At 72.1% G+C, this 25,770-nt stretch carries 17 protein-coding genes and 1 pseudogene; 5 read left to right on the top strand and 13 right to left on the bottom strand.

Going from position 1 to position 25,770, the window contains the following annotated elements; translation table 11 throughout:
- Positions 1-59 precede the first annotated feature (59 nt).
- The 5 genes from AQI94_RS44720 to AQI94_RS30155 are packed head-to-tail and all read right to left on the bottom strand — an operon-like array spanning position 60 to position 4,207.
- Entirely contained in the window at positions 60-209 is a 150-nt protein-coding gene (locus tag AQI94_RS44720) for a hypothetical protein (protein ID WP_158806129.1), read from the bottom strand.
- Positions 206-1,252: an aldo/keto reductase gene (locus tag AQI94_RS30140; protein ID WP_031036790.1), complete on the bottom strand. Its 1,047-nt coding sequence runs from the start codon at positions 1,250-1,252 to the stop codon at positions 206-208. Before AQI94_RS30140 ends, AQI94_RS44720 begins: the two co-directional genes overlap by 4 nt.
- Complete coding sequence (locus AQI94_RS30145) at positions 1,249-2,007, bottom strand: SDR family NAD(P)-dependent oxidoreductase (protein WP_031036788.1); 759 nt, start codon at positions 2,005-2,007, stop codon at positions 1,249-1,251. The genes AQI94_RS30140 and AQI94_RS30145 overlap by 4 nt, the downstream gene beginning before the upstream one ends.
- A complete protein-coding gene (locus AQI94_RS30150; RefSeq protein WP_031036785.1) occupies positions 2,004-3,341 on the bottom strand; it encodes an L-fuconate dehydratase in 1,338 nt (445 codons plus the stop codon). The genes AQI94_RS30145 and AQI94_RS30150 overlap by 4 nt, the downstream gene beginning before the upstream one ends.
- 14 nt (positions 3,342-3,355) lie before the next feature.
- A complete protein-coding gene (locus AQI94_RS30155; RefSeq protein ID WP_031036782.1) occupies positions 3,356-4,207 on the bottom strand; it encodes a fumarylacetoacetate hydrolase family protein in 852 nt (283 codons plus the stop codon).
- An 828-nt stretch (positions 4,208-5,035) separates the two neighbouring features.
- Here AQI94_RS30155 and AQI94_RS30160 point away from each other — a divergent pair.
- From AQI94_RS30160 to AQI94_RS30175, 4 genes are all read left to right on the top strand, one after another.
- A complete protein-coding gene (locus tag AQI94_RS30160) occupies positions 5,036-6,082 on the top strand; it encodes a sugar ABC transporter substrate-binding protein (RefSeq protein ID WP_031036779.1) in 1,047 nt (348 codons plus the stop codon).
- 160 nt (positions 6,083-6,242) lie between these two features.
- On the top strand, positions 6,243-7,856 hold the full coding sequence (locus AQI94_RS30165) for a sugar ABC transporter ATP-binding protein (RefSeq protein WP_078902795.1): 1,614 nt from the start codon (positions 6,243-6,245) through the stop codon (positions 7,854-7,856).
- A 2-nt stretch (positions 7,857-7,858) separates the two neighbouring features.
- Positions 7,859-8,902, top strand: coding sequence for an ABC transporter permease (locus tag AQI94_RS30170; RefSeq protein ID WP_031048646.1), 1,044 nt, complete (start codon positions 7,859-7,861; stop codon positions 8,900-8,902).
- Between the two features lie 87 nt (positions 8,903-8,989).
- Entirely contained in the window at positions 8,990-9,691 is a 702-nt protein-coding gene (locus AQI94_RS30175; protein WP_031048644.1) for a FadR/GntR family transcriptional regulator, read from the top strand.
- Positions 9,692-9,759: 68 nt separating this feature from the next.
- On the opposite strand, the pseudogene AQI94_RS44725 reads toward AQI94_RS30175, so the two are convergent.
- A pseudogene (locus tag AQI94_RS44725) lies at positions 9,760-9,876 on the bottom strand (hypothetical protein); the annotation flags it as partial.
- A 68-nt stretch (positions 9,877-9,944) separates the two neighbouring features.
- Between AQI94_RS44725 and AQI94_RS30180 the strand changes: the two are divergent.
- Positions 9,945-10,145: a hypothetical protein gene (locus AQI94_RS30180; protein ID WP_225890292.1), complete on the top strand. Its 201-nt coding sequence runs from the start codon at positions 9,945-9,947 to the stop codon at positions 10,143-10,145.
- Positions 10,146-10,368: 223 nt separating this feature from the next.
- Here the strand turns inward: AQI94_RS30180 and AQI94_RS30185 are convergent, their stop codons facing one another.
- The 7 genes from AQI94_RS30185 to AQI94_RS30215 all read right to left on the bottom strand — a co-directional run bounded on the left by AQI94_RS30185 (position 10,369) and on the right by AQI94_RS30215 (position 25,769).
- The gene (locus AQI94_RS30185) at positions 10,369-10,677 is read right to left on the bottom strand and encodes a hypothetical protein (protein WP_031048638.1); all 309 of its coding nucleotides are present in this window, start codon (positions 10,675-10,677) and stop codon (positions 10,369-10,371) included.
- A gap of 216 nt (positions 10,678-10,893) precedes the next feature.
- Positions 10,894-13,515, bottom strand: a complete 2,622-nt coding sequence (locus AQI94_RS30190; protein WP_031048636.1) for a non-ribosomal peptide synthetase — start codon at positions 13,513-13,515, stop codon at positions 10,894-10,896.
- A gap of 39 nt (positions 13,516-13,554) precedes the next feature.
- Positions 13,555-14,379, bottom strand: coding sequence for an SDR family oxidoreductase (locus AQI94_RS30195; RefSeq protein ID WP_031048635.1), 825 nt, complete (start codon positions 14,377-14,379; stop codon positions 13,555-13,557).
- 18 nt (positions 14,380-14,397) lie between these two features.
- Positions 14,398-15,162 carry a thioesterase II family protein gene (locus tag AQI94_RS30200; protein ID WP_031048633.1) on the bottom strand — a complete coding sequence of 255 codons (765 nt, stop codon included), beginning with the start codon at positions 15,160-15,162 and terminating at the stop codon, positions 14,398-14,400.
- Between the two features lie 38 nt (positions 15,163-15,200).
- Positions 15,201-15,413: an MbtH family protein gene (locus AQI94_RS30205; RefSeq protein ID WP_031048632.1), complete on the bottom strand. Its 213-nt coding sequence runs from the start codon at positions 15,411-15,413 to the stop codon at positions 15,201-15,203.
- A gap of 45 nt (positions 15,414-15,458) precedes the next feature.
- Complete coding sequence (locus tag AQI94_RS30210) at positions 15,459-19,484, bottom strand: non-ribosomal peptide synthetase (protein WP_062230032.1); 4,026 nt, start codon at positions 19,482-19,484, stop codon at positions 15,459-15,461.
- A 42-nt stretch (positions 19,485-19,526) separates the two neighbouring features.
- Positions 19,527-25,769: a non-ribosomal peptide synthetase gene (locus AQI94_RS30215; protein WP_031049638.1), complete on the bottom strand. Its 6,243-nt coding sequence runs from the start codon at positions 25,767-25,769 to the stop codon at positions 19,527-19,529.
- Position 25,770 lies beyond the last annotated feature (1 nt).

The following is a 25,770-nucleotide window of genomic DNA, read 5'->3' on the forward strand; positions in this document are numbered from 1 at the left end:
GGCTTCCTGGGGCGGGTCCGGGGATCACCTCGGGATGTGGTGGTCTCCCGGTGGACGAGTCAGTGCACGACAGGGCGCGAGCCGAACGGCTCCTCCGCGCGGGGCGCGGGCGCCGCACTGCCGGTGGTGCGGAAGCCGTCACCGGAGCGGTGCCAGGACCCCGAACCGTCGCCCGGACCGACCCGGCCGGCCTCCAGGGCGACCTTCATGAGAGGTCCTTCGACGGCACGGCTTCCCCGAAGGGCGCGGACTTCCCGAGCGGCGCGGCCGTGGGGACGGGGACGTGCGGGGCGAGCAGGCCCTCGGTCCGCAGGTCGTCCCACAGGGCGTCCGGGATCGGGCGAGTGAGCTGTGCCACCGAGTCGCGCACCTCGTGCGGGGTCCGCGCGCCGGTCAGCACGCTCGCCACAGCGCGATGACCGAAAGGGAAGCGCAGCGCCGCGGCACGCAGCGGCACGCCGTGGCGTTCGCACACCGACAGCAGCCGCAGCGCGCGGTCGAGCACCGGCTGCGGAGCGGGCGCGTAGTCGTAGCTGGCGCCGGGCCGGGGCGCCGTCAGCAGGCCGGAGTTGAACACCCCGCCGATGACCACGCTCCGGCCGCGGGCGGCCGCCTCCGGCAGCAACTCGGTGAGGCCGTCCTGGTCCAGCAGGGTGTAGCGGCCGGCCAGCAGCACCACGTCGATGTCGGTCTCGCGCACGAATTGGGCCGGCAGCGCGGACTGGTTCATCCCGACGCCGATCGCCTTGACCACGCCTTCGGCACGCAGCCGTTCCAGCGCCGGATACGCCTCGCGCAACGCCTGCTCGGCGTGGTCGTCCGGGTCGTGCAGCAGGGCCACGTCGACGCGGTCCACGCCGAGGCGTCGCAGGCTGGCTTCGAGGGAGCGCAGCACTCCGTCGGCGCTGAAGTCCCACACCCTGCGGTGGGTGGCCCGGACGGCGAAGCCGTGCGCGAGGTCGTCGCCCGTGCCGCCGTCCGGGTCCGGCACGAGAAGCCGGCCCACCTTGGTGGAGAGGGTGTACGTGTCGCGGGGGCGTTCGCGCAGCGCGGCGCCGAGCCGCCGTTCCGACAGACCGAGACCGTAGTGGGGCGCGGTGTCGAAGGTGCGGATGCCGGCGTCCCAGGCCGCGTCCACGGTGGCCTGCGCTTCGTCGTCGGTGACCGGGTGGAAGAGGTTGCCGAGCGCGGCGCAGCCCAGCGCCAGTTCCGAGACCGGTCCTGCGCCGCCGCGCGGTCCGGTGGTCCTCACGAGGGGGTCACCGGGCGCAGCCGCAACCCCTGCATGCCGCCGTCCACCGCGAGCGTGGTGCCCGTGACGGACGCCGCGGCCGGACTCGCCAGGTAGACGATGGCGGCCGCCACCTCGTCGGCGGTCACCAGGCGCCCCAGGGGCTGGCGGGCGTTGAGGGCCGCGCGCTCCGCCTCCGGATCGTCGGCCCCGTCGAGCAGCCGGGCCACCCAGGGGGTGTCGGCGGTGCCGGGGTTGACGCAGTTGACGCGGATGCCCTCGCGGACGTGGTCGGCGGCCATCGCCAGGGTGAGCGACAGCACGGCGCCTTTGCTGGCGCAGTACAGGGCGCGCTGCGGCAGTCCGGCCGTGGCCCCGATGGAACAGGTGTTGACCACGGACGCGTGCGCGGACCGACGCAGATGGGGCAGCGCGGCACGGGTGGTGCGGACCATACCGACGACGTTGACGTCGAGAACGCGGTGCCATTGCTCGTCGGGGTTGTCCTCGACGGTGCCCACGGCGCCGATGCCCGCGTTGTTGACGAGGATGTCGATGCCGCCGAGCCGGGTGGCCGCCGCGTCCACGGCGGCGCGCACGGAGGTGTCGTCCCCGACGTCGGCCCTGAGACCGAGGAGTGGTCCGGGGACTCCGGCGGGGTCGAGGTCGAGCACCGCCACCGTCGCGCCCTGCGCCGCCAGTGCGCGGGCCGTGGCCAGGCCGATGCCGGACGCGCCTCCGGTGACGACGGCCCTGAGCCCTGACAGAGCGGTCATGCCGCCTCCTCCTCGGCGGCGCGGTCGGCCACCCAGAACGCCCCGTCCGGGTAGCGGTACTCGGCGATGGACTCCTCGTGCATGGTGGCCGAGAAGCCCGGCGCGAGCGGCGCGGCGTAGTGGCCGTCGCGGATCACGACCGGTGCCGTGAAGTGCTGGTGGAGGTGGTCGACGTACTCGATGACGCGGTTCTCGGTGGTCCCCGACAGCGCCAGGTAGTCGAACATCGACAGGTGCTGCACCAGCTCGCACAGCCCCACTCCGCCGGCGTGCGGGCACACCGGCACCCCGAACCTGGCGGCGAGCAGCAGGATCGCCAGGTTCTCGTTGACCCCGCCGACCCGGGCCGCGTCGATCTGCAGGACGTCGATGGCGCCGGCCTGCAGCAGCTGCTTGAAGACGATGCGGTTCTGCACGTGCTCGCCGGTGGCGACCTTCACCGGGCCGACCGCCTGGCGTACGGCGGCGTGGCCGAGCACGTCGTCGGGGCTGGTGGGCTCCTCGATCCAGTACGGGGCGAACTCGGCGAGCGCCTTGGTCCACTCGATCGCCTCGTCCACGTTCCAGCGCTGGTTGGCGTCGATGGCGATGCGGATGTCGTCGCCGACGGCGGCACGGGCGGTGCGCAGCCGGCGGATGTCGTCACTCAGGTCGGCGCCGACCTTGAGCTTGATCTGGGTGAACCCGTCGGCCACGGCCTGCTTGGCCAGCCGGGTGAGCTTGTCGTCGGAGTAGCCGAGCCAGCCCGGGGAGGTCGTGTAACCGGGGTAGCCGCGCCTCAGCAGGACCGCCTCACGCTCGGCGAGGCCGGTCCGGCCCTCGCGCAACAGGGTGAGGGCGTCCTCGGGGGTGAGGGCGTCGGCGATGTAGCGGAAGTCGACCTGGGAGACCAGCCACTCCGGGGAGGCGTGGGCGAGCAGCTGCCACAGCGGCTTGCCGTCCCGCTTGGCGGCGAGGTCCCACACGGCGTTGACCACGGCGCCGATCGCCATGTGCATCACGCCCTTCTCGGGTCCGAGCCAGCGCAGCTGGCTGTCACCGATGAGGTCGCGGCTGAGCGAGCCGGGGTCGGCGCACAGCTCCTGGACGCTGCGGCCCAGGACATGGGGCCGCAGCGCGTCGATCGCGGCGACCTGGACGTCGTTGCCGCGTCCGATGGTGAAGGTGAAGCCGTGGCCTTCGTGTCCGTCGCCGGCGTCGGTGCGCAGCACGACGTAGGCGGCGGAGTAGTCGGGATCCGGGTTCATCGCGTCGGAGCCGTCCAGTTCCCGCGAGGTGGGGAAGCGGACGTCGTAGGTGTCGACACCGGTGACCCGGGCGGAGGTTGCAGTCAAGGTGGTGCTGCCTTTCACGCTTGGGCGAAGGTCTGGCGCTGGCCGCCGAGGCCGTCGACGGAGAGTTCGACGGTGTCGCCGGAGCGCAGGAAGGGGTTGCCGGGAAGGCCCAGGGCCACGCCCGCGGGCGTACCCGTGTTGATCACGTCGCCCGGCTGCAGGACCATGTACTGGCTCAGGTACGCCACGAGGTGGTCGACCGGGAAGATCATGTCGCCGGTGTGACCGTTCTGCCGCTTCTCACCGTTGACGCTCAGGTGCAGGCCGAGGTTCTGCGGGTCGCCGACCTCGTCCGCGGTGACCAGCCAGGGACCGAGCGGGTTGAAGGTCTCGCAGGACTTGCCCAGGTCCCACTGCGAGGAGTACTCCAGCTGGAACTCGCGCTCCGAGACGTCATGGCTGATCGCGTATCCCGCGATCACCTCCCGCGCGGCCCGGGGGCCGTCGAGGTAGCGGGCCCGCTGTCCGATGACGACGGCGAGTTCGACCTCCCAGTCGGTCTTCACCGACCCTCGCGGGATCAGCACCTCGTCGTAGGGGCCGACGACCGTCCCAGGGTCCTTCATGAACACCACGGGGCGCGAGGGTATGGCCGCGCCGGTCTCGGCGGCGTGGTCGCGGTAGTTGAGCCCGACGCAGATGACCTTGCCGGGCCGCGTGACGGGGGCGCCGATCCTGAGGCCGTCCGCGTCGAGTTCGGGCAGCCGCCCCGCGGCTACGGCCGCGCGGGCCCGGTCGACTCCGCCGCTCGCGAGGAAGACGCCGTCGATGTCCGGGGTCACGGAGGACAGATCCAGCAGTCGGCCCTCGTCGGTGCGGACCGCCGGCCGCTCCTCACCGGGGGCGCCGAGGCGTAGCAGTTTCACTGGGGGAGCTCCCTTGTCGTGCGAGTGTCGTCTCGGAGGTGGTCGGCCGTCGGCCGGGCCGCCTGCGATGCGCCGGACAGGAGCCCCGGGAGGGCGTCGATCCCGCGCTTCGCCAGTCATCGGATGAATGGCGGCACGGTGACCTTAAAACCAGAGATCGTGTCTGGGCAATGGATTCCTCGGATGTATTTGCTCGGCGTTGTCGGCCAAGCGTCCTCGACGTGCCGATCTTCCTCGGTCACAAACGGCCGGGCAGTGGGTGCATGCCATGCCATCCGATGAATCCTGAGGTGGGCCGCAAGCTCACTCTCCCCTGGTCAGAGCAGGTTGCCTGGGCATACGAAACGGGCCGCCGGACGGGGGCGCGGCGGCGGGGGAGGGTCTCCGATGCCGCAAGGTGAGCGACCGGGATGCGGCGCCTCTCACCCGCGGGATCAGTGAAGACGCAGGCCAGGTGGGAGCCAACCCGGCACCGGGGGTCGCAACAGCGCCTCGATGTCCCGGGCGCACTGTCGGACAAATGTCTGGCGGCGAACTCTTGTCAACGGCGGCAACGTCGTCGTAACGTCCTCGTCGTCCGAGATACATCGGAGGAATAGCTGCAAGCCGGTGCGCCCGTTCAGGCCCGCACCCGGGCGGTCGCTTCGCCTTCGCACCTCGGTCCCCGGCTGATCCTCACACCCGCCCCTCTCAGGGACCGTCCGCGCGTCCTCCGCGCCGAACCGGCACCTGCCCGTCCTGCGACCTCGCCCCTTCCCCAGGCAGGTACACGCCCCTCCCACCGTCGCCCTGCGGCCCCGTGCCCCTGGCTAAGGAGAGAACACGGCCATGAAGCTCGCTCACCCCCGCTCCACCGTCGCAGCAGCCACCGTCCTCGCGGTGCTGACCCTCGCCACCGCCTGCAACCGCGAGAGCACCAGCTCGGTCGCCGCGGGCGGCGACAAGCCCGCCATCGGCATCGACCTGCCACGCTCCGACTCCGACTTCTGGAACTCCTACGCCGAGTACGTGAAGAAGGACGTCAAGACCGACGGCATCAACGCCCTGCCGCTGAGCAACTCCCAGAACGACGTCACCAAGCTGGTCGCCAACGTGCAGGTGTTCCAGAACACCGGCGCCAAGGCCGTCGTCATGGCCCCGCAGGACACCGGCGCGATCGCCTCCACCCTCGACACCCTCGCGTCGAAGAAGATCCCCGTGGTCAGCGTCGACACCAGACCCGACAAGGGCGAGGTCTACATGGTGGTCCGCGCCGACAACCGGGCCTACGGCACCAAGGCCTGCGAGTTCCTCGGCAAGCAGCTGGGCGGCAAGGGCAAGGTCGCCGAGCTGCAGGGCGCGCTGGACTCGATCAACGGACGTGACCGCTCCGAGGCCTTCGCCGAGTGCATGAAGACGAAGTTCCCGAAGATCAAGGTGTTCGAGCTGCCCACCGACTGGAAGGGCGACGTGGCCTCCGCCAAGCTCCAGTCGCTCCTCGCCCAGAACGGGGACCTGAACGGCATCTACATGCAAGCCGGCGGCGTGTTCCTGCAGCCGACCCTCGCCCTGCTGGAGCAGAAGAACCTGCTCAAGCCGGCCGGGCAGAAGGGCCACATCAGCATCGTCTCCAACGACGGAATCCCGCAGGAGTTCGACGCCATCCGCAAGGGCCAGATCGACGCCACGATCTCCCAGCCCGCCGACCTCTACGCCAAGTACGCGCTGTACTACGCCAAGGCCGCGGCCGAGGGCAAGACCTTCAAGCCGGGTACCACCGACCACGACTCCACCATCATCAAGCTGCCCAACGGCCTGGAGGACCAGCTGCCCGCGCCTCTGGTCACCAAGGACAACGTCGACGACAAGACCCTGTGGGGCAACAACGTCGGCTGACGACCGCCCGTTTCGGCCGCCGCGTCGGGGGAGCGCGACCCAGCCCCCCAGACGGCCACCCCGCCCCCCCCCCCAGACGGCCACCCCGCCCCACCCCGCAGGCCCGGGCGTCCACCCGGGCCTTGCGAAGCCCCTGCCTCCGACCCAAAGGAAATCCACCATGGCGGACACCGCGACCGCCCCGGCGACCGGCCCCGGCACCCCGGCCCCGGTGGCCGAGGCGACCGGCATCAGCAAGAGATTCGGCGCGACCGTCGCACTGCGCGACGCCCGTATCACCGTCGCCCATGGCGAGTCGCACGCCCTGGTCGGGCGCAACGGCGCAGGCAAGTCGACGCTGGTGTCCGTACTCACCGGTCTCCAGCAGCCCGACACCGGAACCCTGCGCTTCTCCGGTGAGGCCGCGCCCGCCGTCGGCGACATCGACGCCTGGCGCTCCCGCGTCGCCTGTGTCTACCAGCGCTCCACCATCATCGGCGACCTGACCGTCGCCGAGAACCTCTTCCTGAACCGGCAGAGCGGCAGAGCGGTGCAGCCCATCCGCTGGAAGCAGCTGCGCCGACGTGCCGAGGAACTGCTCGGCGAGTACGGCGTCGCCGTCGACCCCGCCGTCCGGGCCAAGGAACTCACCGTCGAGCAGCGGCAGTTCGTGGAGATCGCACGGGCCCTGTCGTTCGGCGCGCGCTTCATCATCCTCGACGAGCCGACCGCCAAACTCGACGCCCGCGGCATCGACCGGCTCTTCGAGAAGCTCCGCGACCTCCAGCGCCAAGGGGTCGCGTTCCTCTTCATCTCCCACCACCTGCAAGAGGTCTACGACCTCTGCACCACCGTCACGGTCTACCGCGACGCGAGCCACATCCTCACCGCACCCGTCGCCGAACTCGGCCACCAGGCCCTGGTGGAGGCCATGACCGGTGAGTCCGCCTCCACGGTCGCCGCCACCGCGGGCAGCACCAGGGCCACGCGCTCCGACGCCGCGGAACTGCTGACGATCGACGACCTGACACTGCCCGACGTCTGCGAGGACATGTCCCTCTCGGTCCACGCCGGCGAGGTCGTGGGGCTCGCCGGGGCCACCGCCAGCGGCAATGTGCAGGTGGGTGAGGCCATCGCCGGTCTGCACCGCGCCAGGTCGGGGCGCATCTCGGTCGGCGGCAGGACCGTGCGCACCGGCAGCGTGCCGTCCGCGCTCACCGCCGGAGTCGGGCTGGTCCCCGAGGACCGTCACCTCCAGGGACTGGTCAACAACCGCAGCGTGGCGGAGAACGCGACGCTGACCGTCACCGACCAGCTCGGCCCGTTCGGCACCGTGCTGCCCGCCCGCACCAGGGCGTTCGCCGGGCGCATGATCCGGGACCTCGACATCAAGACACCCGGAGCCGCCACCCCGGTCTCCGCGCTCTCCGGCGGCAACCAGCAGAAGGTCGTCGTCGCCCGGGCCCTGGCCACCGACCCCCACGTACTGGTGGCCATCCGCCCCACCAACGGCGTGGACGTCAAATCCAAGGAGTTCCTCCTGGGCCGCATCCGGGAGGTCGCGGACGGCGGCAGGGCCGCGCTGATCGTCTCCGACGAACTGGACGACCTCAAGGTCTGCGACCGGGTCGTCGTCATGTTCCACGGGCGCGTGGTCGCCGAGTTCGACCGCGGCTGGAAGGACGAGGACCTCGTCGCCGCCATCGAGGGAATCGCCGACGACACGCCCCTCGCCCCCGCGTTCCCCGTAACCGCCGTATCCGCCTCATCCGGCGCAGACGAGCACGGAAGGTAGTCATGTCCGCCACCACAGATCTCACCGAGCCCGCAGTGAGCACGGCCGAACCGGCCGCCGCGGACGCCACCCGCCGCCGGGTCGACCTCGGGCGGTTCCGTGAACTGTCCCTGGTCCCGGCGATCCTCGTCCTGGGCCTGATCGGGTTCATCGTCTCGCCGGCCTTCCTCACCGCCGACAACCTGATCGGTGTGGCTCAGCAGTCCACAGAGCTGAGCCTGCTGGTGCTCGCCACGACCTTCATCCTGATCTCGGGGCGGATGGACCTCTCCCTCGAATCCACCATCGGCGTGGCCCCGGTCATCGCCGTATGGCTCGTCCTGCCGACCAGCGGCGGCCGGTTCAACGGGCTCGGCCTGTTCCCCGAGTGGACCGCGGTCCCGCTCTGTCTGCTGGTCGGCGCGCTGATCGGCGCCGTCAACGGCTTCCTCATCCTCAAGCTGCGGCTCAACGGCTTCATCGTCACCCTCGGCGCTCTGACCATGCTCCGCGGTCTGCAGGTCGCCCTCTCCCAGGGCCAGTCCATCGTCGAACTGCCCTCCTCCTTCACCTACCTGGGCAAGACGTCCTGGCTGGGCGTGCCCGCCGCCATCTGGGTGTGCGCGCTGCTCTTCGCCGTCGGCGGCGGTGCGCTGGCCTGGCTCCGGCACGGCCGGGCGCTGTACGCGATCGGCGGCAACGCGGAGGCGGCCCGCACCGCGGGTATCCGGGTCGACCGCATCGTGTGGATCGTCCTCATCCTCGGCAGTGTCCTCGCCGCGTTCGCCGGCATCCTCTACAGCGGCCACTACGGCTCCATCTCCGCCACTCAGGGCAGCGGCTGGATCTTCCAGGTGTTCGCCGCGACCGTCATCGGAGGCGTCAGCCTCAACGGCGGCAAGGGATCCGTGTTCGGCGCGCTCACCGGTGTGCTGACCCTCCAGCTGGTCGTGAACGTCATGACCCTGGCCGGCGTACCGCCGCTGTGGAACCAGTTCCTCAACGGCGCCATCATCATCGTCGCTCTGATCATCTCCCGCTTCGCCTCCGGCGAGAAGCAGGAATGACCACGGGCCGTCGGCGGCCTGTTCCCTCAGCAAGTTCGGGCAGAGCCGCCGAACGGCACACACCCCCCCACGCAGAGAGGCCCGCTCGTGGCATTGACGGACGAGGCGATCGACAAGATCAAGGCGATGATCGTCGACGGCGAGCTCGCCCCCGGTTCGCGACTGCCCAAGGAGGAGCTGCTCGCCGCACAACTGGGTCTGTCCCGCAACTCGTTGCGCGAGGCGGTCCGCGCGCTCACCGCCATGCGCATCCTGATAACCCGTCAGGGCGACGGCACCTACGTCTCCAGCCTGGAGCCCCACCTGCTGCTGGAGAGCCTCTCCTTCGCCGCCGACGTCTCCCAGGGCCGTGCGGCTCTGCAGCTGCTCCAGGTACGTCGCCTGCTCGAACCGCAGGCGACCGGGCTGGCCGCCTCGCTGCTGCGGCCGGAGGACCTCGACGAACTGCGCACCATCCTCGAACGGTCCCGGACCGTCGCCACCGTGGAGGAGTTCGTCGCGCACGACACCGCCTTCCATCTCAAGATCGTCGAAGCGGTGGGCAACCCCGTGCTGTCGATGCTGCTGCAGGTGGTCTCGACCCGCACCCAGCGGGTCCGCATCGTCCGTGGCAGCCAGGCCAGTGATGCCCTGAACAACGCCCACGCCGACCACGAGCAGATCCTCGGCGCGCTGCAGTCACGCGACGGCCTGCTCGCCGCCGCCGCGGCGACCGTCCACATCACGGCCGTGGAGCGTTGGCTGGCCGCCAGCCTGACCGAGGAGCCGACGCAGACCATCGACGACTGACGCCGCGGCCCCGGTCCGGCCACCCGACCGCGTCCGCCGGCCGGGGCTCGCTCGCGTCTGCGCAGTACGAGTACGGACAGATCGTGCTCGACGCTCTTCTCGGCGCCGCTGGTCGAGTTGGTGTCCCCGCCGATCTCCGCCTTCAGGATCTGCAGGTTGGCGCCGTAGCCGGGCTTGAAGAGATAGCCTGCGGATGGATGCGAAGCGGTCAGCATTCCTTTCCTTCCCGGACTGCTCCTTCACCCGGATGGGCTTGTACGGGGAAGTGGCCCGCCGCGCCGTGCTGGTCGCCTGGCGCTTCAGCGGCACCCTCGCCGGCACCGAGCGGCGCGTCGAGTTCCACGGTGACGACCGCGTCGAACTGGGTGAGGACAGACTCATCCACGCCTACCGGTGCCTTTACGACTACAAGTCCGTGCTGACCCGGATCGAAGCCGCGTCCGTCGCGGCATGAGCGGATCGAGGCCACGTTCGCGGAGGCGGAGCCCACCCTGTCCGGGCTCGATGACGCCTGCTGGACCTGCCCGGCCGGCGAGCCGAAACGGCCTGGTGCGGCTGGATCCTGCAACTGGCCGTTCGGGCGGGCGAGGACAGGTGAGCCTTGGCGGGCCGGGCGAGCAAATGGCGCTGCCCGTCCGTGAAAGGAAGGGCAGCGCCACAGGCGGAAACCGGAAAACCTAGCCGGGGAAGGGCTTGCTCGCGTCGTCGTCAGCCTTGATGCACGCGTCGAGCTTCTTCTGGAGTGCGGCCGCGTCGCTGAGCGCCTTCCTGGCCGCCGCGGTCTCCCCCAGCTGCTTCAGCTTCGCGGCCTTGGCCTTGAGGTTGGCGATCTGCTGGCGCAGCTGGCTGGTGTTGCAGGTGACGGAGGCCTTGACCGACACCTGGCCCCGTTCGGCCGACGTGCCGGCGTGAGCGGGCACGGACGTGATGAAGAAGCCGCCGACGATAGCCGCGGAGACGGCCAGAGCGGACATGCGCTTGGTCATGAGTTGTTCCCCCAGATTGGGCTTGCATGGGTCGAAGTGGATCTTACAGGCCTTTGTGACTCGCCAGTAACCACATCTGGGATGTCCGGGGTTGGTCGTCAGCGACCTTTTGATCCAGTCACTCGGGATGGCCGGGCGCATGACGGCAACGTCCAGGGCAATCGCGCGGATTCTGATCCTGCGTCACCAGATGAGCCGCGCACGCGCATCCAGGGTTCAGGGTGAAGGTGAGGCCGTGCCGAGACTCGCGACGGTTCCTCGCACGGTCGGGTTGCGGTAGAGCTCACGGAGCCGGACGGACGGAAGGCCACGGGCGCGCAGCGCGGCGGCGATGCGGACGGCGTACAGGGAGTTGCCGCCGAGCTCGAAGAAGTCGTCGTCGGGGCCGACGGGCACTCCCAGTACCTCGGTCCAGATCCGTGTGAGGGTGTCGGTGAGGTCGTCGTCGACGGGGTCCGCCGGCGCGATGCCCCGGGTCGGCTGGTGACGAGCGGTGGGTGCGGGGAGCTTCGTCCGGTCGAGCTTGCCGTTGGCCGTCAGGGGGAGGGAATCCAGGGGGGTCACGGTCGCCGGGAGCATGTGCTCGGGCAGGATGTCGGCGGCCCGTCGCCGGACCGTGCCGGGGTCGCCATGGCCGTCGGCCAGGACCACGTAGGCGTCGATCCGAGTGGTGGCGGTGTCGGTCGGATCGTCCTGGCGCACCACGACGGCCGCCGCCCGGACGTCCGGGTCCTCCAGCAGGACGGAGCGGATCTCGTCGAGTTCGATCCGGAAGCCGCGGACCTTGACCTGGTTGTCGATCCGGCCGAGGTGTTCGAGGTGGCCGTCGGGTCGCAGGCGGCCGAGGTCGCCGCTGCGGTACATGGTGGCGCCGGTGACCGGGTCCGCCGTGAACCGTTGCGCGGTCAGGTCCCGTCGGCCGAGGTAGCCCCGTGCCACTCCGGCGCCGCCGACGCAGATCTCGCCCGCGATGCCGGGTGGCAGGAGTCGTCCGGCCGGGTCGGTGACGTACAGGTGCCAGCCGGGGAGGGGACGGCCGACGGAGCGGGTGGCGGCGAGGGCCAGTTTCCGGGTGAGGGTCTGCTGGGTCACGTGGACGGTGGTTTCGGTGATGCCGAACATGTTGACCGGTCGGCAGACCGACTCGGGGTGCTGGTCGAGCCAGGGGAGCAGCATGCGTGCGTCGAGGGGTTCACCGCCGAAGACGACGAGACGGACCCCGATCCGTGCGTGGTCGACGTCCAGCAACTGGGCGAAGGCGGAGGGGGTTTGGCTGAGGACGGTGACGCGTTCCGCGACGAGCAGGTCGCGGAAGCGGTCGGGTTCCCGGGAGACGCAGTACGGCACCACGACGAGTCGGCCGCCGGTGAGCAGACAGCCCCAGATCTCCCAGACCGAGAAGTCGAAGGCGCTGGAGTGGAACCAGGTCCACACGTCCGCCGCACCGAAGCCGTACTCGTCGCGGGTCGCGTCGATCAGGGCGATCACGTTGCGGTGCGGTACCTCGACGCCCTTGGGGCGGCCGGTGGAACCGGACGTGTAGATGACGTAGGCCAGCGCGTCGGGGTCGGTGGGCGGCAGCGTCGACTCGGCGGGTGCGTAGGGGAGTTCGTCCGGTGTGACGGGCGTGCAGCCGGCTACCCCGGGCAGCCGGGTGACCATCAGGCCCAGCCCCGCGTCCTGGGCCGTGTGGGCGATCCGGTCCGCCGGGTAGGCGGGATCGACCGGCACATAGGTCGCCCCCGCCTTCAGCACGGCGAGCAGGGTGAGGACGAGTTCGGCGGAGCGTTCCAGGCATACGCCCACCCGGTCGCCTGCGGCCACCCCACGTGCCCGCAGACCGTGCGCCAACCGGTCGGACCGCTCGTCGAGTTCGCGGTACGTCAAGCCGACGCCGGAGTCGGTCACGGCGACGCGGTCGGGTGTCGCCGACGCGATCCGCGCGAACGCCTCGGGCACGCTCACAGGTCCGCCGGCAAGAGGGCTGGGGGAGTGGCCGAGCGCCACCACGCGGGCGGTCTCCAGTGCGTCGAGCAGTTCGACGTCCCCGAGGGGAGTCTCCGGGCGGTGCAGCACCTGCCGGTGTACGTGCACGAGGTGGCGTACGAACTGTGCGGCGATCTCCGTGGAGACGTGACCGCCCAGGTGGACGCAGCGCAACCGCAGGCCGCCGGAGTCCCGGTGGACCGAGACGGTGAGCGGGAACACCGGCTCCAGACAGGGCACGTACTCGGTCTCCGTCTCGCCCCCGGCGGAGGGGGCCGAGTCGTCGAACAGGAGACCCGCGAGGACGGCGCCCGAGGCCGTGACGGGCTTGGACTCGCCGAGTGAGGCGGCGAGTTCGACGGTGAGGCTGCCCCGGTCGGTGCCGATGACCGGCGTGGTGTCCGGGTCGTAGCGGCGCAGCGTGACGGCGAGGGCGACGATCCAGCTCGCCTCGTCGCCGGCGTGCTCCAGCGGGACGGTGTGGGCCGTACCGGGGCCGTCATCGCCCAGTCCCCAGGCGGGAGGCGGCGCCAGGGGGAACGGTTCGGTGGGCGGGGCCGTCTCCCGTGATCGAGCGGACACCCCGACCGCCTGCCGGTGGAGGGCGGTTCGGCCGAGGTGTCCGCGAGGGGCGACGACGATCAGGTCGCACAGGCCGTCGGCATAGCGCAGAAGGACCTCGCGCGGTCTGTCGGCGGGGCGGGCGAGTTCGACGGCGCGCCGGCGTTCCGCGAGCGGGTCCGCCGCCGGTACCGGCACGTCCTCGACCCACTGTCCCGGCCGGGCGGTGAGGCCCCGGAACCGGAGGCGCAGGGCGTGGCAGTGGGCCGCGGGCAGGAGCGGTCCTGACATCGGGGGGTTCCTTGTCGTTCGGGGGACGGGGCGGGGCCTTCAGCGGGCGCTGAATCCGCCGTCCACGGTCAGGACCGATCCGGTGATCTGCCGGGACGCGTCGGAGGCGAGGAAGACGACAGCGGCGGCGACGTCGTCGGGCTCGATCAGGGTGTTCATGGGCTGCGCCTCGACGAAGGTCTTCTCGTGTTCGTCCACCGGCACCTCCAGCGCCCGTGCGATCTCGGCGAGCATGCGTCCCTCGGCCTCGGGGTCGTCGCGCACCGAGCCGGGGCAGACCGCGTTCACCCGCACCTTCGTGGGGGCGTAGTCGAGTGCGGCGGCCTTGGTCAGACCGATCACGGCGTGTTTGGCGGCGACGTATCCGGCGAAGTGCCGGTAGCCCACGAGTCCGGCGGTGGAGGCGACGTTGATGATGCTTCCGGCACGCCGGGTGCTCATGTCCTTGCCGACCTCGCGGATGACCCGCCAGGCACCCGAGAGGTCGACGTCGATCATCAGGGACCACTCGTCCTCGTCGATCTCGTGGACCGGCTTGCCGGAGGGCGCGGCGATGCCGGCGTTGTTCACGGCCACGTCGATGCGCCCGAACCGGTCCCGCGCCCTTGTCACGGCCTCGCGTACGGCCCGTAGGTCGCGGATGTCGGCCGGGGCTGCGAGCACGGCGGCGCCGGCTTCCCGGCACAGGGCGGCCGTGTGCTCCAACTGGCCGGGCCTGCCCAGGGGATACGGGACTCCGGGCAGGTCGGCGCAGATGTCGAGCAGGGTGAGGTCGGCGCCCTCGGCGGCACAGGCGAGGGCGATCGCCCGGCCGAGTCCACGGGCGGCGCCGGTGACCAGGACCGACTTGCCGTGCAGACGCATCGGGAACTCCTTCGAGGATCAGATCAGCTTCGAGACGATCAGGCGGACCAACTCGGGTGCGGCCTCGGTGAGATACATGTGACCGCCGGGGACCTCGACGTGGTCGAAGTCGCGGCCGGAGACCTTGCTCCAGGACGTGGCCGCCTCGAAGCCGACCAGGTCGTCCTCCTGCCCGCGGACGACCGTGACCGGCACGTCCAGGGTGAGCCTGGTGCTGCGTACGTAGGACTCGTGCATCTCGACGTCCGCGCGCAGGGTGGGCAGGAGCAGCTCGCGCATTTCCGGGTCGTCGAGGGCGGGATGGCTGTAACCCGCCAACTCGGCTACCTGGGCGAGGAAGTCCTCGTCGGACAGTCCGGTGGCCCGCCGGGCACGGCTGTGGTCGGGTTCCGGTGCCCCGCTGACGAACAGGTGGGCGACCTCCACACCGGACACACCAGACACACCAGACACGCCGGACACACCGGATGCACCGGACACGCCGGGCTCGGCGAGGAGGCGGTGCGCGAGTTCGTAGGCGAGCACCGCGCCGAGGCTGTGCCCGAAAAGGGCCACTCTGCCGCCCTCGGCCCCGAGCCTGTCCCGCAGCTGGGCCAGCAGCCCGTCGACGGCCTGGTGCGCGTCCCGGTACGGCTCCTCGTCGATCAGCCGTTCCCGGCCCGGCAGTTGCAGCGCCACGATCTCCAGGGCATCGCCGGCCAGGGAGGCCCAGGGGCGATAGAACGAGGCGCCCGCTCCGGCGTACGGAAGGCACACCAGCTTGGTCGTGTCGCGCGTGCTCATGGTGCGGGGGTCTCCTTGTGCGTGAGGGATGCGGGCGGTCACTCGCCCATGGCCTCGATCAGGCTCTTGGGGCGCATGTCGGTCCAGTGCTCGTTGACGTGGTCCAGGCAGGACGGGCGGCTCGCGGGACCGTGGACGATGGTCCAGCCGGCCGGGACCTCGGCGAAGGCCGGCCACAGGGAGTGCTGGCCCTCGTCGTTCACGAGCACCAGGTGCTCGATGGTGTCGTCGTCGAAGGGGTTGGTGGTCATGAGAACTTCCTCCATGGGTCGAGCGATCGGCGACCGGGTGCCGGATCACTTCGCGAGGTGGCCGTCCAGCACCGGGCCCATTCGGTCCAGTGACGCCGGCCTGGTCATCTCCCCGTGCGCGCACGGGACGTCGTGGTTGGCGATGCGGCCTCGGACGTACGGCTGCCAGGCGCGGTACCGGCCGGGTACCGCGTCCGGATCCTGGGCGGCGGTGAAGAACAGCAGGTCGCCGCGGTAGGACGTGGGGGTGAACTCGCCCAGCAGACGCCGGTTGTTCGCCGTCACGCCGACCAGCGCCGCCAGTTCGGGGTCGCTCAGGCTGCCTGGCATGTCGGGCACGCCACGGACCAGCTCCGCGAACCGGACGTCCGTCAGCGGCTCGGCCTCGGGTCCGGGGACCGGGCGGCCGAGGATCGCGAGGAGACCGCGCAGCAGCGCGGGGCGGTCGGACGGGGCGGGGCCCTGCCGCAGCCAGCTGCCGGGAAAGGCGTCGAGCAGGGCGAGAAGGGCGACTTCCTCACCGGCCGCCTGGAGGCCGACGGCCACCTCGTACGCGACGAGTCCGCCCATCGAGTAGCCGAGCAGGTGGTACGGGCCGTGCGGCTGGGTCGCGCGGATGAGCGCGGTGTGCTCGGCGACCGCATCGGCCAGCGTGGCGACCGGCTCCCGTCCCGGGACCAGGCCCCGGGACTGAAGACCGTACAGCGGGCGGCCGGGGGCGAGGTGGCGGGCGAGCCCGGCGAAACCCCAGGACAGTCCGGAGGCCGGCGGGAGACAGAACAGCGGCCCGCGGTGTCCCCGGGGCCGGAGCGGGAGCAGCGGGCCGAGCGGAGCCGAGCCTTCGGTGCTCCCGTCCGGTCGGCGGGCCAGCGCCGCCACCGTCGGTGTGTCGAAGAGGGCGCGCAACGGCACGTCCACGCCGAGGACGGCACGGATGCGGGTGGTCAGACGGGGCGCCAGCAGGGAGTGGCCGCCGAGGTCGAAGAACCCGTCGTGGACGCCGACCCGGGCCGGGTCGAGGCCCAGGACCTCGGCGAAGACGCCGCGCAGCGTCTCCTCGCGAGGGGTGCGCGGGGCGCAACGGGCGGTCCGCGACCTCTCGGGGGCGGGCAGCGCCTTTCGGTCCAGCTTGCCGCTGGCGGTGTGGGGGAGCGCGTCGAGCGTGACGAACGCCGACGGGATCATGTGGGCGGGCAGGGCGCGCGCGAGGTGCTCGTGGAGGTCGTCTGCGGGCAGGGCGGCGCTCCCGGCGGCCACGGCAGGCTCGATGGTCGTAGCGGTCCGGGAGACGGCGGGCTCAGCGAGCGTCGCCGCCGCCGGCTGGGCGGCCCGCCCTGCCGTTTCGGCCGGTACGACATAGGCGACCAGCTGTTTCTCCCCGTGGTCGTCCCGCCGCACTGTCGCCGCGGCCTTGGCGACGGCCGGATGCGTGGCCAGTACGGCCTCGATCTCACCCAGTTCGACACGGAAGCCGCGGAGCTTGACCTGCTGGTCGGCCCGGCCGAGGAAACGCAGGGTCCCGTCGGGCCCGCGCACCGCCAGGTCGCCTGTGCGGTACAGGCGTTCCCCGGGAGCGCCGAAAGGGTCGGCGACAAAGCGCTCGGCCGTGAGGCCCGGCCGGCCCAGATAGCCGCGGGCGGGCCCGCCGCCCGCCACGTACACCTCGCCGACGGCCCCGTCGGGCACCTGCCGCAGGCCGTGGTCGAGGAGGTGGACGTGGTTGCGGGCGAGCGGCCGGCCGATGGGTGGTCCGGCGTGGTCACGGGGACCGCCGCCAGAGGGGTCGACGTCGGACTGCCAGGCGGTGGCGTAGACGGTCGCCTCGGTGGGCCCGTAGAAGTTGACGAGCCGTGCGCCGGGGAACGCGGCCTCGATGTCGGCACGCAGCCGTACCGGGATCGGCTCGCCGCCCAGCGCGATGGTGTGCGGTGCGACGGGGGGCCGTTCGGCCAGTACGGCGGCCATGACCGTCGGAACGCCACTGATCAGTCCGGCATCCCGGGGGACGCCGTCGGTGAGGGCGAGGAGGTTCTCGACGATCTCGACGCGGCCCCCGCACAGCAGCGGCGAGAAGATCTCGAACACCGAGACGTCGAAGTTGAGGGACGTCGAGAACAGCACCTTGGCCAGGCGCTCGGCACCGAACGCGGCATGCGTCCACTCGATGAACTCGACGGCGTTGCGGTGCGTGGCCAGGACACCCTTGGGCCGGCCGGTGGAGCCGGAGGTGTAGGTGATGTAGGCGAGGTTGTCGGGTGCCGGCGGGGTCGCGCCTTGAGCGAGGGGCAACACGGCAGCCGCGTCGAGAGTTTGATGATCTGTCATCTCCTCACCGACGATGAGGATCGGTGTGCCCTCGGGGAGTGTCCCGGTCGTCTCGGCGTCGGCGAGCACGAGGACCGGGCGGGCGTCGTCGACGATGTACGCCAGCCGGTCGGCCGGGTACGCGGGGTCGAGCGGCAGATACGCGGCGCCGGACTTGAGGACGGCCAGGACGGCGACGACCAGCTCCGCCGTACGCGGCAGCGCGATGCCCACGACGTACTCCGGGCCCGCCCCGCGAGCGGTGAGTCGATGGGCCAACCGCGTTGCCCGGGCGTCCAGTTCGCCGTACGTGAGACACACGCCCCGGTCGACCACGGCTTCGGCTTGCGGGGTGGCGGCGACCTGCGCGGCCCAGAGCTCGGCGAGCGTGCGCGTCGCGGGAGGCGGCAACGGGCTGTGGTGAGGCACTTCCCCGGGAGCCAGCAGCTCCAGCCGCCCCTGCGGGAGTTCCGGGTCGCCGGCCATGGCCTCCAGGATCCGCACCAGGCGGGCGAGCGTGGCGTCGGCCCAGTCGGCGGTGAACAGCCCCGTGCGACAGGCGAGTCGGAAGCGGGGCCGGGGGCCGGGGAGGGCCACCAGGGTCACGGGATAGTGGGTGGCATCGCGGCCGCTCGAACCGACGAGCCGGATCCCGCCGTCACCGCCGGTGCGCGCGCCTCCGTCGCCTGCGGCCGCCGGATCCACCGGGTAGTTCTCGAAGACCAGGAGGGTGTCGAAGAGTTCCGGGACCCCGACGGCCCGTTGGATGTCGGCCAGCCCGAGGTGATGGTGGTCCAGGAGGTGCGCGTAGCCGTCCTGGACCTCGTGGAGCAGACGGCCGACCGTGTCGGCGGGGCGCAGGCGGATCCGGGTCGGGACGGTGTTGATGAACAGGCCGACCATGGACTCGACGCCGGGTAGTTCGGCCGGGCGGCCGGAGACGGTGGTCCCGAAGACAACGTCGTCGCGTCCGGTCAGCCGGCCCAGGAGGACCGCCCAGGCGGACTGGACGAAGGTGTTCAGCGTGACGCCGAGGCTCCTGGCGCGCGCGGTGAGCGCGGCTCCGGTCTCCGCCGACAGCTCGGTCCGGGCCTGTGCCGGCTCGCCCCCGCCCAGGTCGGCCCCCGGCGCCAGCCGGGTCGCCTCCGTCACCCCGGCCAGCGCGTCCCGCCAGGCGGCCTCGGCGGCGCCGCGGTCCCGGCGGTCCAGCCAGTGGAGGAAGGTGCGGTACGGCGGCACGGGCGCGAGGGCGGCCGGGGCGTCCCCGGCGGCGTACAGCGCGAGGAGTTCCCGCAGGAGCACCGAGACCGACCAGCCGTCCAGCAGGATGTGGTGGTGGGTCACGAGCAGCCGGTGCTGCCGCTCCGCGGTGCGGACCAGGGTGCAGCGCAGCAGGGGCGGGGTGGCCGGGTCGAAGCCGCGCTCCCGGTCCCGGTCCAGCAGCTCCGTCCAGGCCTTGTCGGTGTCGATGCCCGGCTCGGTCAGATCGGCCTCCGCCCACGGCAGTGTCGCCCGGCGCGGGACGACCTGCACGGGCTGGCCGCCACGACGCCGGCGGAAGGCCGCCCGCAGGTTCGGGTGGCGCTCCAGCAGGGACTGGGCGGCGGCACGGAGGCGGCCGGCGTCCACCGGGCCTTCGAGCTCGAAGACCAGCTGCACGACGTACACGTCGGGAGCGTCCCGTTCGTGCTCGTACAGGGCGTGGAAGAGCAGGCCCTCCTGGAGCGGGGTGAGGGGGAGTACGTCGGCCGGCACGGGCTGTGTCATGTCGTCATCTCGTCTCGCTGTCTCGTCGAACCCGGCCCTCGGTCACGCGTCCAGGCCCGCGGTGAGCTCGTCCAGTTCGTCCCGGGAGATGCCGGCCACCGACATGCCCGCCACCGCCCGACCGGTCGCGTCGGCGCTGCGGGACACCAGCGCGGTGAGCGCGGAGAACCAGGACCCGGCCAGCGCCCGCACCTCCGGCTCGGCCAGGACACCGTCGGGCCAGGACCAGTGGGCCAGCAGCTGGGGTCCGGCGCCGGTGTCGCGGACGACCGCGCCTACTTCGAGGACGTGCGCGGCGGCGAGAGCGGGATCGGCACCGGTGCCGAGCGCCGCCGCCTCGGGGGCGAAGGCCCACGGCACGCTGCCGGTGGGGTCGGATGCGGTGAACCGGCCGAGGTAGTTGAAGCCGATCGCCGGAGCGGGCAGCTTGGCGAGCTCGGGTGCCGTGTCCGGGTTGAGGTGGCGCAGAAGGCCGTACCCCACACCGTGGTCGGGCAGTTCACGCAGGTGCTCGGTGACCCTGCCGACGGCGAGGTCGGCGGCGGGCCCGGCGGCCAGCGCGTCCGCGACGTCCACGCCTGCCAGGTCGAGGTGGACGGGGTACAGGGAGGTGAACCAGCCCACGGTCCGGGACAGGGCCAGCCCGGGCGTCAGTTCCTCACGGCCGTGGCCCTCGACGTCGAGCACGACGTGCGGGGAGCCGTACCGGTCGGCGACGGCCAGGGCGAGTCCGGTGAGCAGGATGTCCTGGACGCCGGTACCGAAGGCGGAGGGGACGGTGGTCAGCAGGGGGCCCGTGGTGTCGGCCGGGAGGGGCAGCCGCAGCGAGCGCGTCGTGGCGGTGGTGTCCCGGTCGGGGTCCAGCGGACGCGAGCCCAGCGGGAGCTGCGGGGCGGCGCCGATCCGCTGCCACCGCTCGGCCTCGGTGACCCGCGACGGCACGCGCGCCTCCTCCTGGAGCGCCGTGGCCCAGTGGCGGAACGACGTGCCGGCAGCGGGCAGTTCGGGATGTCGCCCGGTCATGAGCGCCTCCCAGGCGGCCTGAAGGTCGGGCACGAGGACGCGCCAGGACACCCCGTCCACGACCAGGTGGTGGATGACCAGCAGCAGCCGTCCGGGCCGGTCCGGGCCGGCGTCGAACCACACGGCCCGCACCATCGCGCCCGCCGCAGGTTCGAGCAGCCCGAGGACCCGGTCGAACTCCTCGGACACGGCCGGGTGAAGGTCGGCCACGCCGGACACATCGCGCCGGTCGAGCAGGTCGGAAGCGCGCACAGTGCCGGGCGAGCCGACGTGCAGTACCGGCACGCTTTCCGCTTCCGGGCCGGTGACCAGTCGTGCGCGCAGCATGTCGTGGTGGTCGAGCAGGCACTGCAGGGCGTCGGTCAGTCGGTCCGGTCCGGAGTCGGCGGGCACGGTCAGCAGCACGGACTGGGTGAACCGGCCGATGGGGCCGCCGCGTTCGAGCAGCCATCGCATGACGGGGGTGAGCGGGACCGGACCCACCGCGTCGTCCGCGACGCTCACGGAGGTGACGGGACCCCGGGCCACCGCCGCCAGCTTCCGCACGGTCTGGTGCTTGAACACGTCCCGGGCACTGATCACGACCCCGGCCTCGACCGCCCGGCTCACCAGCCGGATCGAGGAGATGCTGTCACCGCCGAGAGCGAAGAAATCCTCGTCGAGAGGGACGTGCGACAGGCTGAGCAGTTCACCGAAGAGCGCGGCGAGGACGCGCTCGGCCGGGGACGCCGGGGCCTCCGAAGAGAGTGCGGGCAGTACCTCCGGCTGCGCGCGTTCCGGCTCCCGCACGGGCCGGCGTTCGTCGTCGCCCGCGAGATCCACGTCCTCGATCCGAACCCCGGGATCGGCGGCGACGGCGCTCAGGAAGCGCACGAGCGCCCGCGCCAGCCGCTCAGCGGTGGCCGCGTCGAAGAGGTCGGTGCTGTACTCGGCGATGCCGTCGATACCCGCCGGGCCGCCGTCCGCGTCGCGGCTCTCCCTCAGGTAGAGGGACAGGTCGAAGCGGGCGGCCCCGGTCTCGACGGTCTCGACGCTCACCTCCAGCCCTGGCAGGGACAGTTCGGGCTGCGCGCTGTGCCCGGTGAACGCGAGAACCACCTGGAAGAGCGGATGCCGGGCGAGGCTGCGCTTCGGTGTGAGGGCGTCCACCAGCACGTCGAACGGCACGTCCTGGTGGGCGTACGCGGCGAGGTCGAACTCCCGCACACGGTCGAGCAGTTCGCCGAAGGTGGGGTTGCCCGAGGTGTCCGTGCGCAGGGTGAGGCTGTTGACGAAGAAGCCGACCAGGTCGTCCAGCCTGCTGTCGGCGCGTCCGGCGACCGGCGTGCCGAGGACGATGTCGGTGCCCGAGCCGAACCGGGTCAGCAGCGCACTGAATCCCGCCTGGAGAACCATGAAGAGGGTGACCCTGGAGCCGGCGGCGAGGCCGGCGAGCCGCGCGTGCAGGTCGGCGTCGATCGTGAAGGCGGTCCGGTCGCCGTCACCGCTGGGCTCGGCCGGCCTGGATCGGTCGGCCGGCAGGGGCAGTTCGTCCGGCGCGCCCGCCAGCGCGTCCCGCCAGAAGGCGATGTGCCGGCTCATCGGGCTGCCCGGCTCACCGGCGGAACCCAGCAGCTCGCGCTGCCACTGAGCGAAGTCGGCGTACTGCACGGCCAGTTGGGACCACTGCGGGATGCCGTCCCCGGCCCGCGCCGCGTACGCGGCCGCCAGGTCGCGCATCAGCGGTGCCATGGACCAGCCGTCGACGGCGATGTGGTGAGCGAGCAGCAGCAGGACGTGCGTGTCGGCGCCGAGCGTGAACAGGGTTGCCCGGAGCGGGGTTTCGGTCGACAGGTCGAAGCGGTACCGGGCGGCGGCGGTGAGCAGCGCGGGGAGCTCGGCCTCGGTGGTCTGCACGAGGGCAAGGTCCGGCCGGCCCGCCTCCGGGGTGAGGATCCGCTGGTAGGGGGCGCCCTGGAAGTCGGGGTGCAGGGTGCGCAGCGGCTCGTGGCGTGCGACGAGGTCGGCGAGGGCCGCCTCCAGTGCCTCCGGGTCGAGGGGGCCGGTCAGGCGCAGGGCCCAGGGGACGGTGTAGGTGGTGGCGCCGCCGTCGAGCCGGCTCATGAACCACAGGCGCTGCTGGGCGTACGACAGCGGGATGGGCGCGTGTCCGCGTTCGTACGGGGCGAGTTCGGGCCGTCGTACGCCCTCGGTCGCGCGCAGCAGCTCGGCCAGCCCGGCGGGCGTCGGTGCCTCGAAGACCGACCGGACGGGCAGCGCGGTGCCGAGCGCGGCCCGGATCCGGTCGGCCAGGCGCATGGCGAGCAGGGAGTCGCCGCCGAGGTCGAAGAAGGCGTCGTCGGCTCCCACCCGGTGGTCCGGGACACCGAGCACGTCGGCGAACAGGCCGCACAGGATCTCCTCCTGCGGGGTGCGCGGGGCCCGGCCCCCGCTCTGCGCCGCCGGGGCGGGCAGGGCGTCGCGGTCGAGCTTGCCGTTGGCGGTCAGCGGCAAGCGGTCCAGCCGTACGACCACGGTCGGGACCATGTGCTCGGGAAGCGCGCGCCCCGCGTGGCGGCGCAGCTCGTCGGCGTCGACGGCCGCGGCGACGACGTAGGCGACGAGCCGCCCGTCCATCACGAGGACGACCGCCCGTGACACGTCCGGGTGGCCGGTGAGCGCGGCCTCGACCTCGCCGGGCTCGATGCGGAAGCCGCGGATCTTGATCTGGTCGTCGGCCCGGCCCGCGTACTCCAGCCCTCCGTCCGGCGACCGGCGTGCCAGGTCGCCCGTGCGGTACATGCGGGCCCCGGGCGCGCCGAACGGGTCGGCCACGAACCGCCCGGCCGTCAGCCCCGGCCGCCCCAGGTAGCCGCGCGCCGGACCCGCCCCGGCGATGTACAACTCGCCGGTCGTGCCCGGTGGTACGAGCCGCAGGCCGTCGTCCAGGACGTACGCGCGCAGGTCGGGGATGGCGTGCCCGATCCGGCCCTTGCCTTCGCGTGCCACGTCCTCGGTCAGCGGCAGGCCGGTGACGTGGACGGTCGTCTCGGTGATGCCGTACATGTTGACCAGGACGGGCGCGTCCTGCGGGTGCCGCGTGTACCACTCGGCGAGGCGCGCCATGTCGAGGGCCTCGCCGCCGAAGACGACGTACCGCAGGGCGAGTCGGTCCCCGGTGTCGGGCAGGGCGGCGTCCGCGCGCAGGAGTTCACCGAACGCCGACGGCGTCTGGTTGAGCACCGTGACCCGTTCGCGCACGAGCAGCCGCAGGAACTCCTCCGCGTCACGGCTCACCGCGAACGGCACGATCACCAGCGTGCCGCCGTGCAGCAGGGCACCCCACAGCTCCCAGACCGAGAAGTCGAAGGCGTAGGAGTGGAAGAGGGTCCACACGTCGTCGGGCCCGAAGTCGAACCAGTGGCGGGTGGAGGTGAAGAGCCGTACGACGTTGCGGTGCGGTACCGCGACGCCCTTGGGACGGCCGGTGGAGCCGGAGGTGTAGATCACGTACGCGGTGTTGTCCGGGTGCGGGAGCGGCAGCCGGAGCGGAGTCGACGGGTGGTGCCGCGACTCGTCGAGCGTGACCACGGGGAGCGCGTGCCCGGTCGGCGCCGTGGCGTCCGCCGCGACGAGGAGCACAGGGTCGGCGTCGGCCAGCATGAAGGCCAGCCGCTCCGCCGGGTACTCGGGGTCGATCGGCACATAGGCGGCACCGGTCTTCAGCACCGCGAGGACGGCCACCACCAGGTCCGGTGTGCGGGGCAGCGTCAGCGCGACCAGGCGTTCGGGGCCGGCTCCGCGGTCGGCGAGCAGGTGGGCCAGACGGTTGGACCGTTCGTCGAGTTCCGCGTAGGTGAGGCGGGTCCCTTCGTGCACCACGGCGGTGGCGTCCGGCGTACGCGCCGCCTGCCGGGCGAACAGCTCGGGGAGCGTGTTCTCCGGCGGTGCGGCCGCGGTGCCCGTCTGCTCCAGCAGCTGCTCCCGCTCGCCCGGCAGCAGTGCCTCGATCTCACCGACACGCCGTGCAGGGTCGGCGGACAGCGCCGCCAGGACGGTGGCGAATCGGTCCAGCAGGGTGCGGGCGCCGCTCTCGTCGTACAGGTCGGGGCGGTAGGACAAGCGCAGGGCCAGCCGACGCCCGGGCAGCACGGCGAGGGTGAGCGGGTAGTGGGTGGCGTCGCGGCCGGCCAGCAGGGTGACCTGTGCCGTGTGCGTGGCGCTGGGCTGGTTCTCGAAGGCCAGCAGGGTGTCGAAGAGGTCGTCCGAGCCGGTGGCGCGGCGGATGTCGGCGAGACCGAGGTACTGGTGCGGGAGCAGGACCGCATGCCGTTCCTGCAGGCCGGTGAGGAACCGGGCCACGGTGTCGTGCTCGTCCCAACGGACGTGCAGGGGAACGGTGTTGATGCAGAAGCCGACCAGCGAGGTCACGTTCGGCAGCTCGGGCGGGCGGACCGTGACGGTCTGCCCGAACACCGCGTCGCCGCGGCCGGTCAGCCGACCCAGCAGCAAGCCCCAGGCGCCCTGGACAAGGGTGTTGAGGGTGACCCCGACCGCCCGCGCGGTCGCTTCGGCACGGGCGGTCAGTTCCTCGGGCAGTTCCACGATCAGTTCGTGCGGAAGGACGGGCGCGGCCGGAGCCCCGGGGGCCAGCAGGGTGGGTGCGCTCACCTCGGCCAGGGCGTCACGCCAGGCCGTTTCGGCGGCTGTGCGGTCCTGCCGGGCTAGCCAGGCCAGATAGTCGCGGTACGACGGCGGGGGCGGGAGCGCCGCCGGGTGCTCGCCCGCGTGGAGGGCGCCGAACTCACGGAAGAGCAGGTGCTTGGACCAGCCGTCCAGCAGGATGTGGTGGTTGGTGATCACCAGCCGGTAGCGGTCCGGGCCCCACCGCACGAGCAGGTGGCGCAGAAGCGGCGGCCTGGCCAGGTCGAAGCGGCGCATGCGCTCCTCGTCGAGCAGCCGCTGCCAGGCGGCCTCCCGACGGTCCTCGTCGTACGCGGACAAGTCCGCCTCGGCCCAGGGGAGTTCGACGTCCGTGGGCACGATCTGGATCGGCGCTCCGGTGTCCCGGCGGCGGAAGCAGGCGCGCAGGTTGGGATGCCGGTCGAGCAGCGCCTGTCCGGCCGCCCGTACGGCCGCGGGGTCGACCGTGCCGGTCAGTTCCAGCACCTGCTGGGCCGCGTAGACGTCGGGTGCCTGGTCGTCGTCGTACTGGGCGTGGAAGAGCAGCCCCTCCTGCAACGGCGACAGGGGCAGGACATCGGAGATTCCGGACCGGGTCACC

Origin of the sequence: Streptomyces pseudovenezuelae (assembly GCF_001513955.1) — a bacterium.
Lineage (GTDB): Bacteria > Actinomycetota > Actinomycetes > Streptomycetales > Streptomycetaceae > Streptomyces > Streptomyces pseudovenezuelae.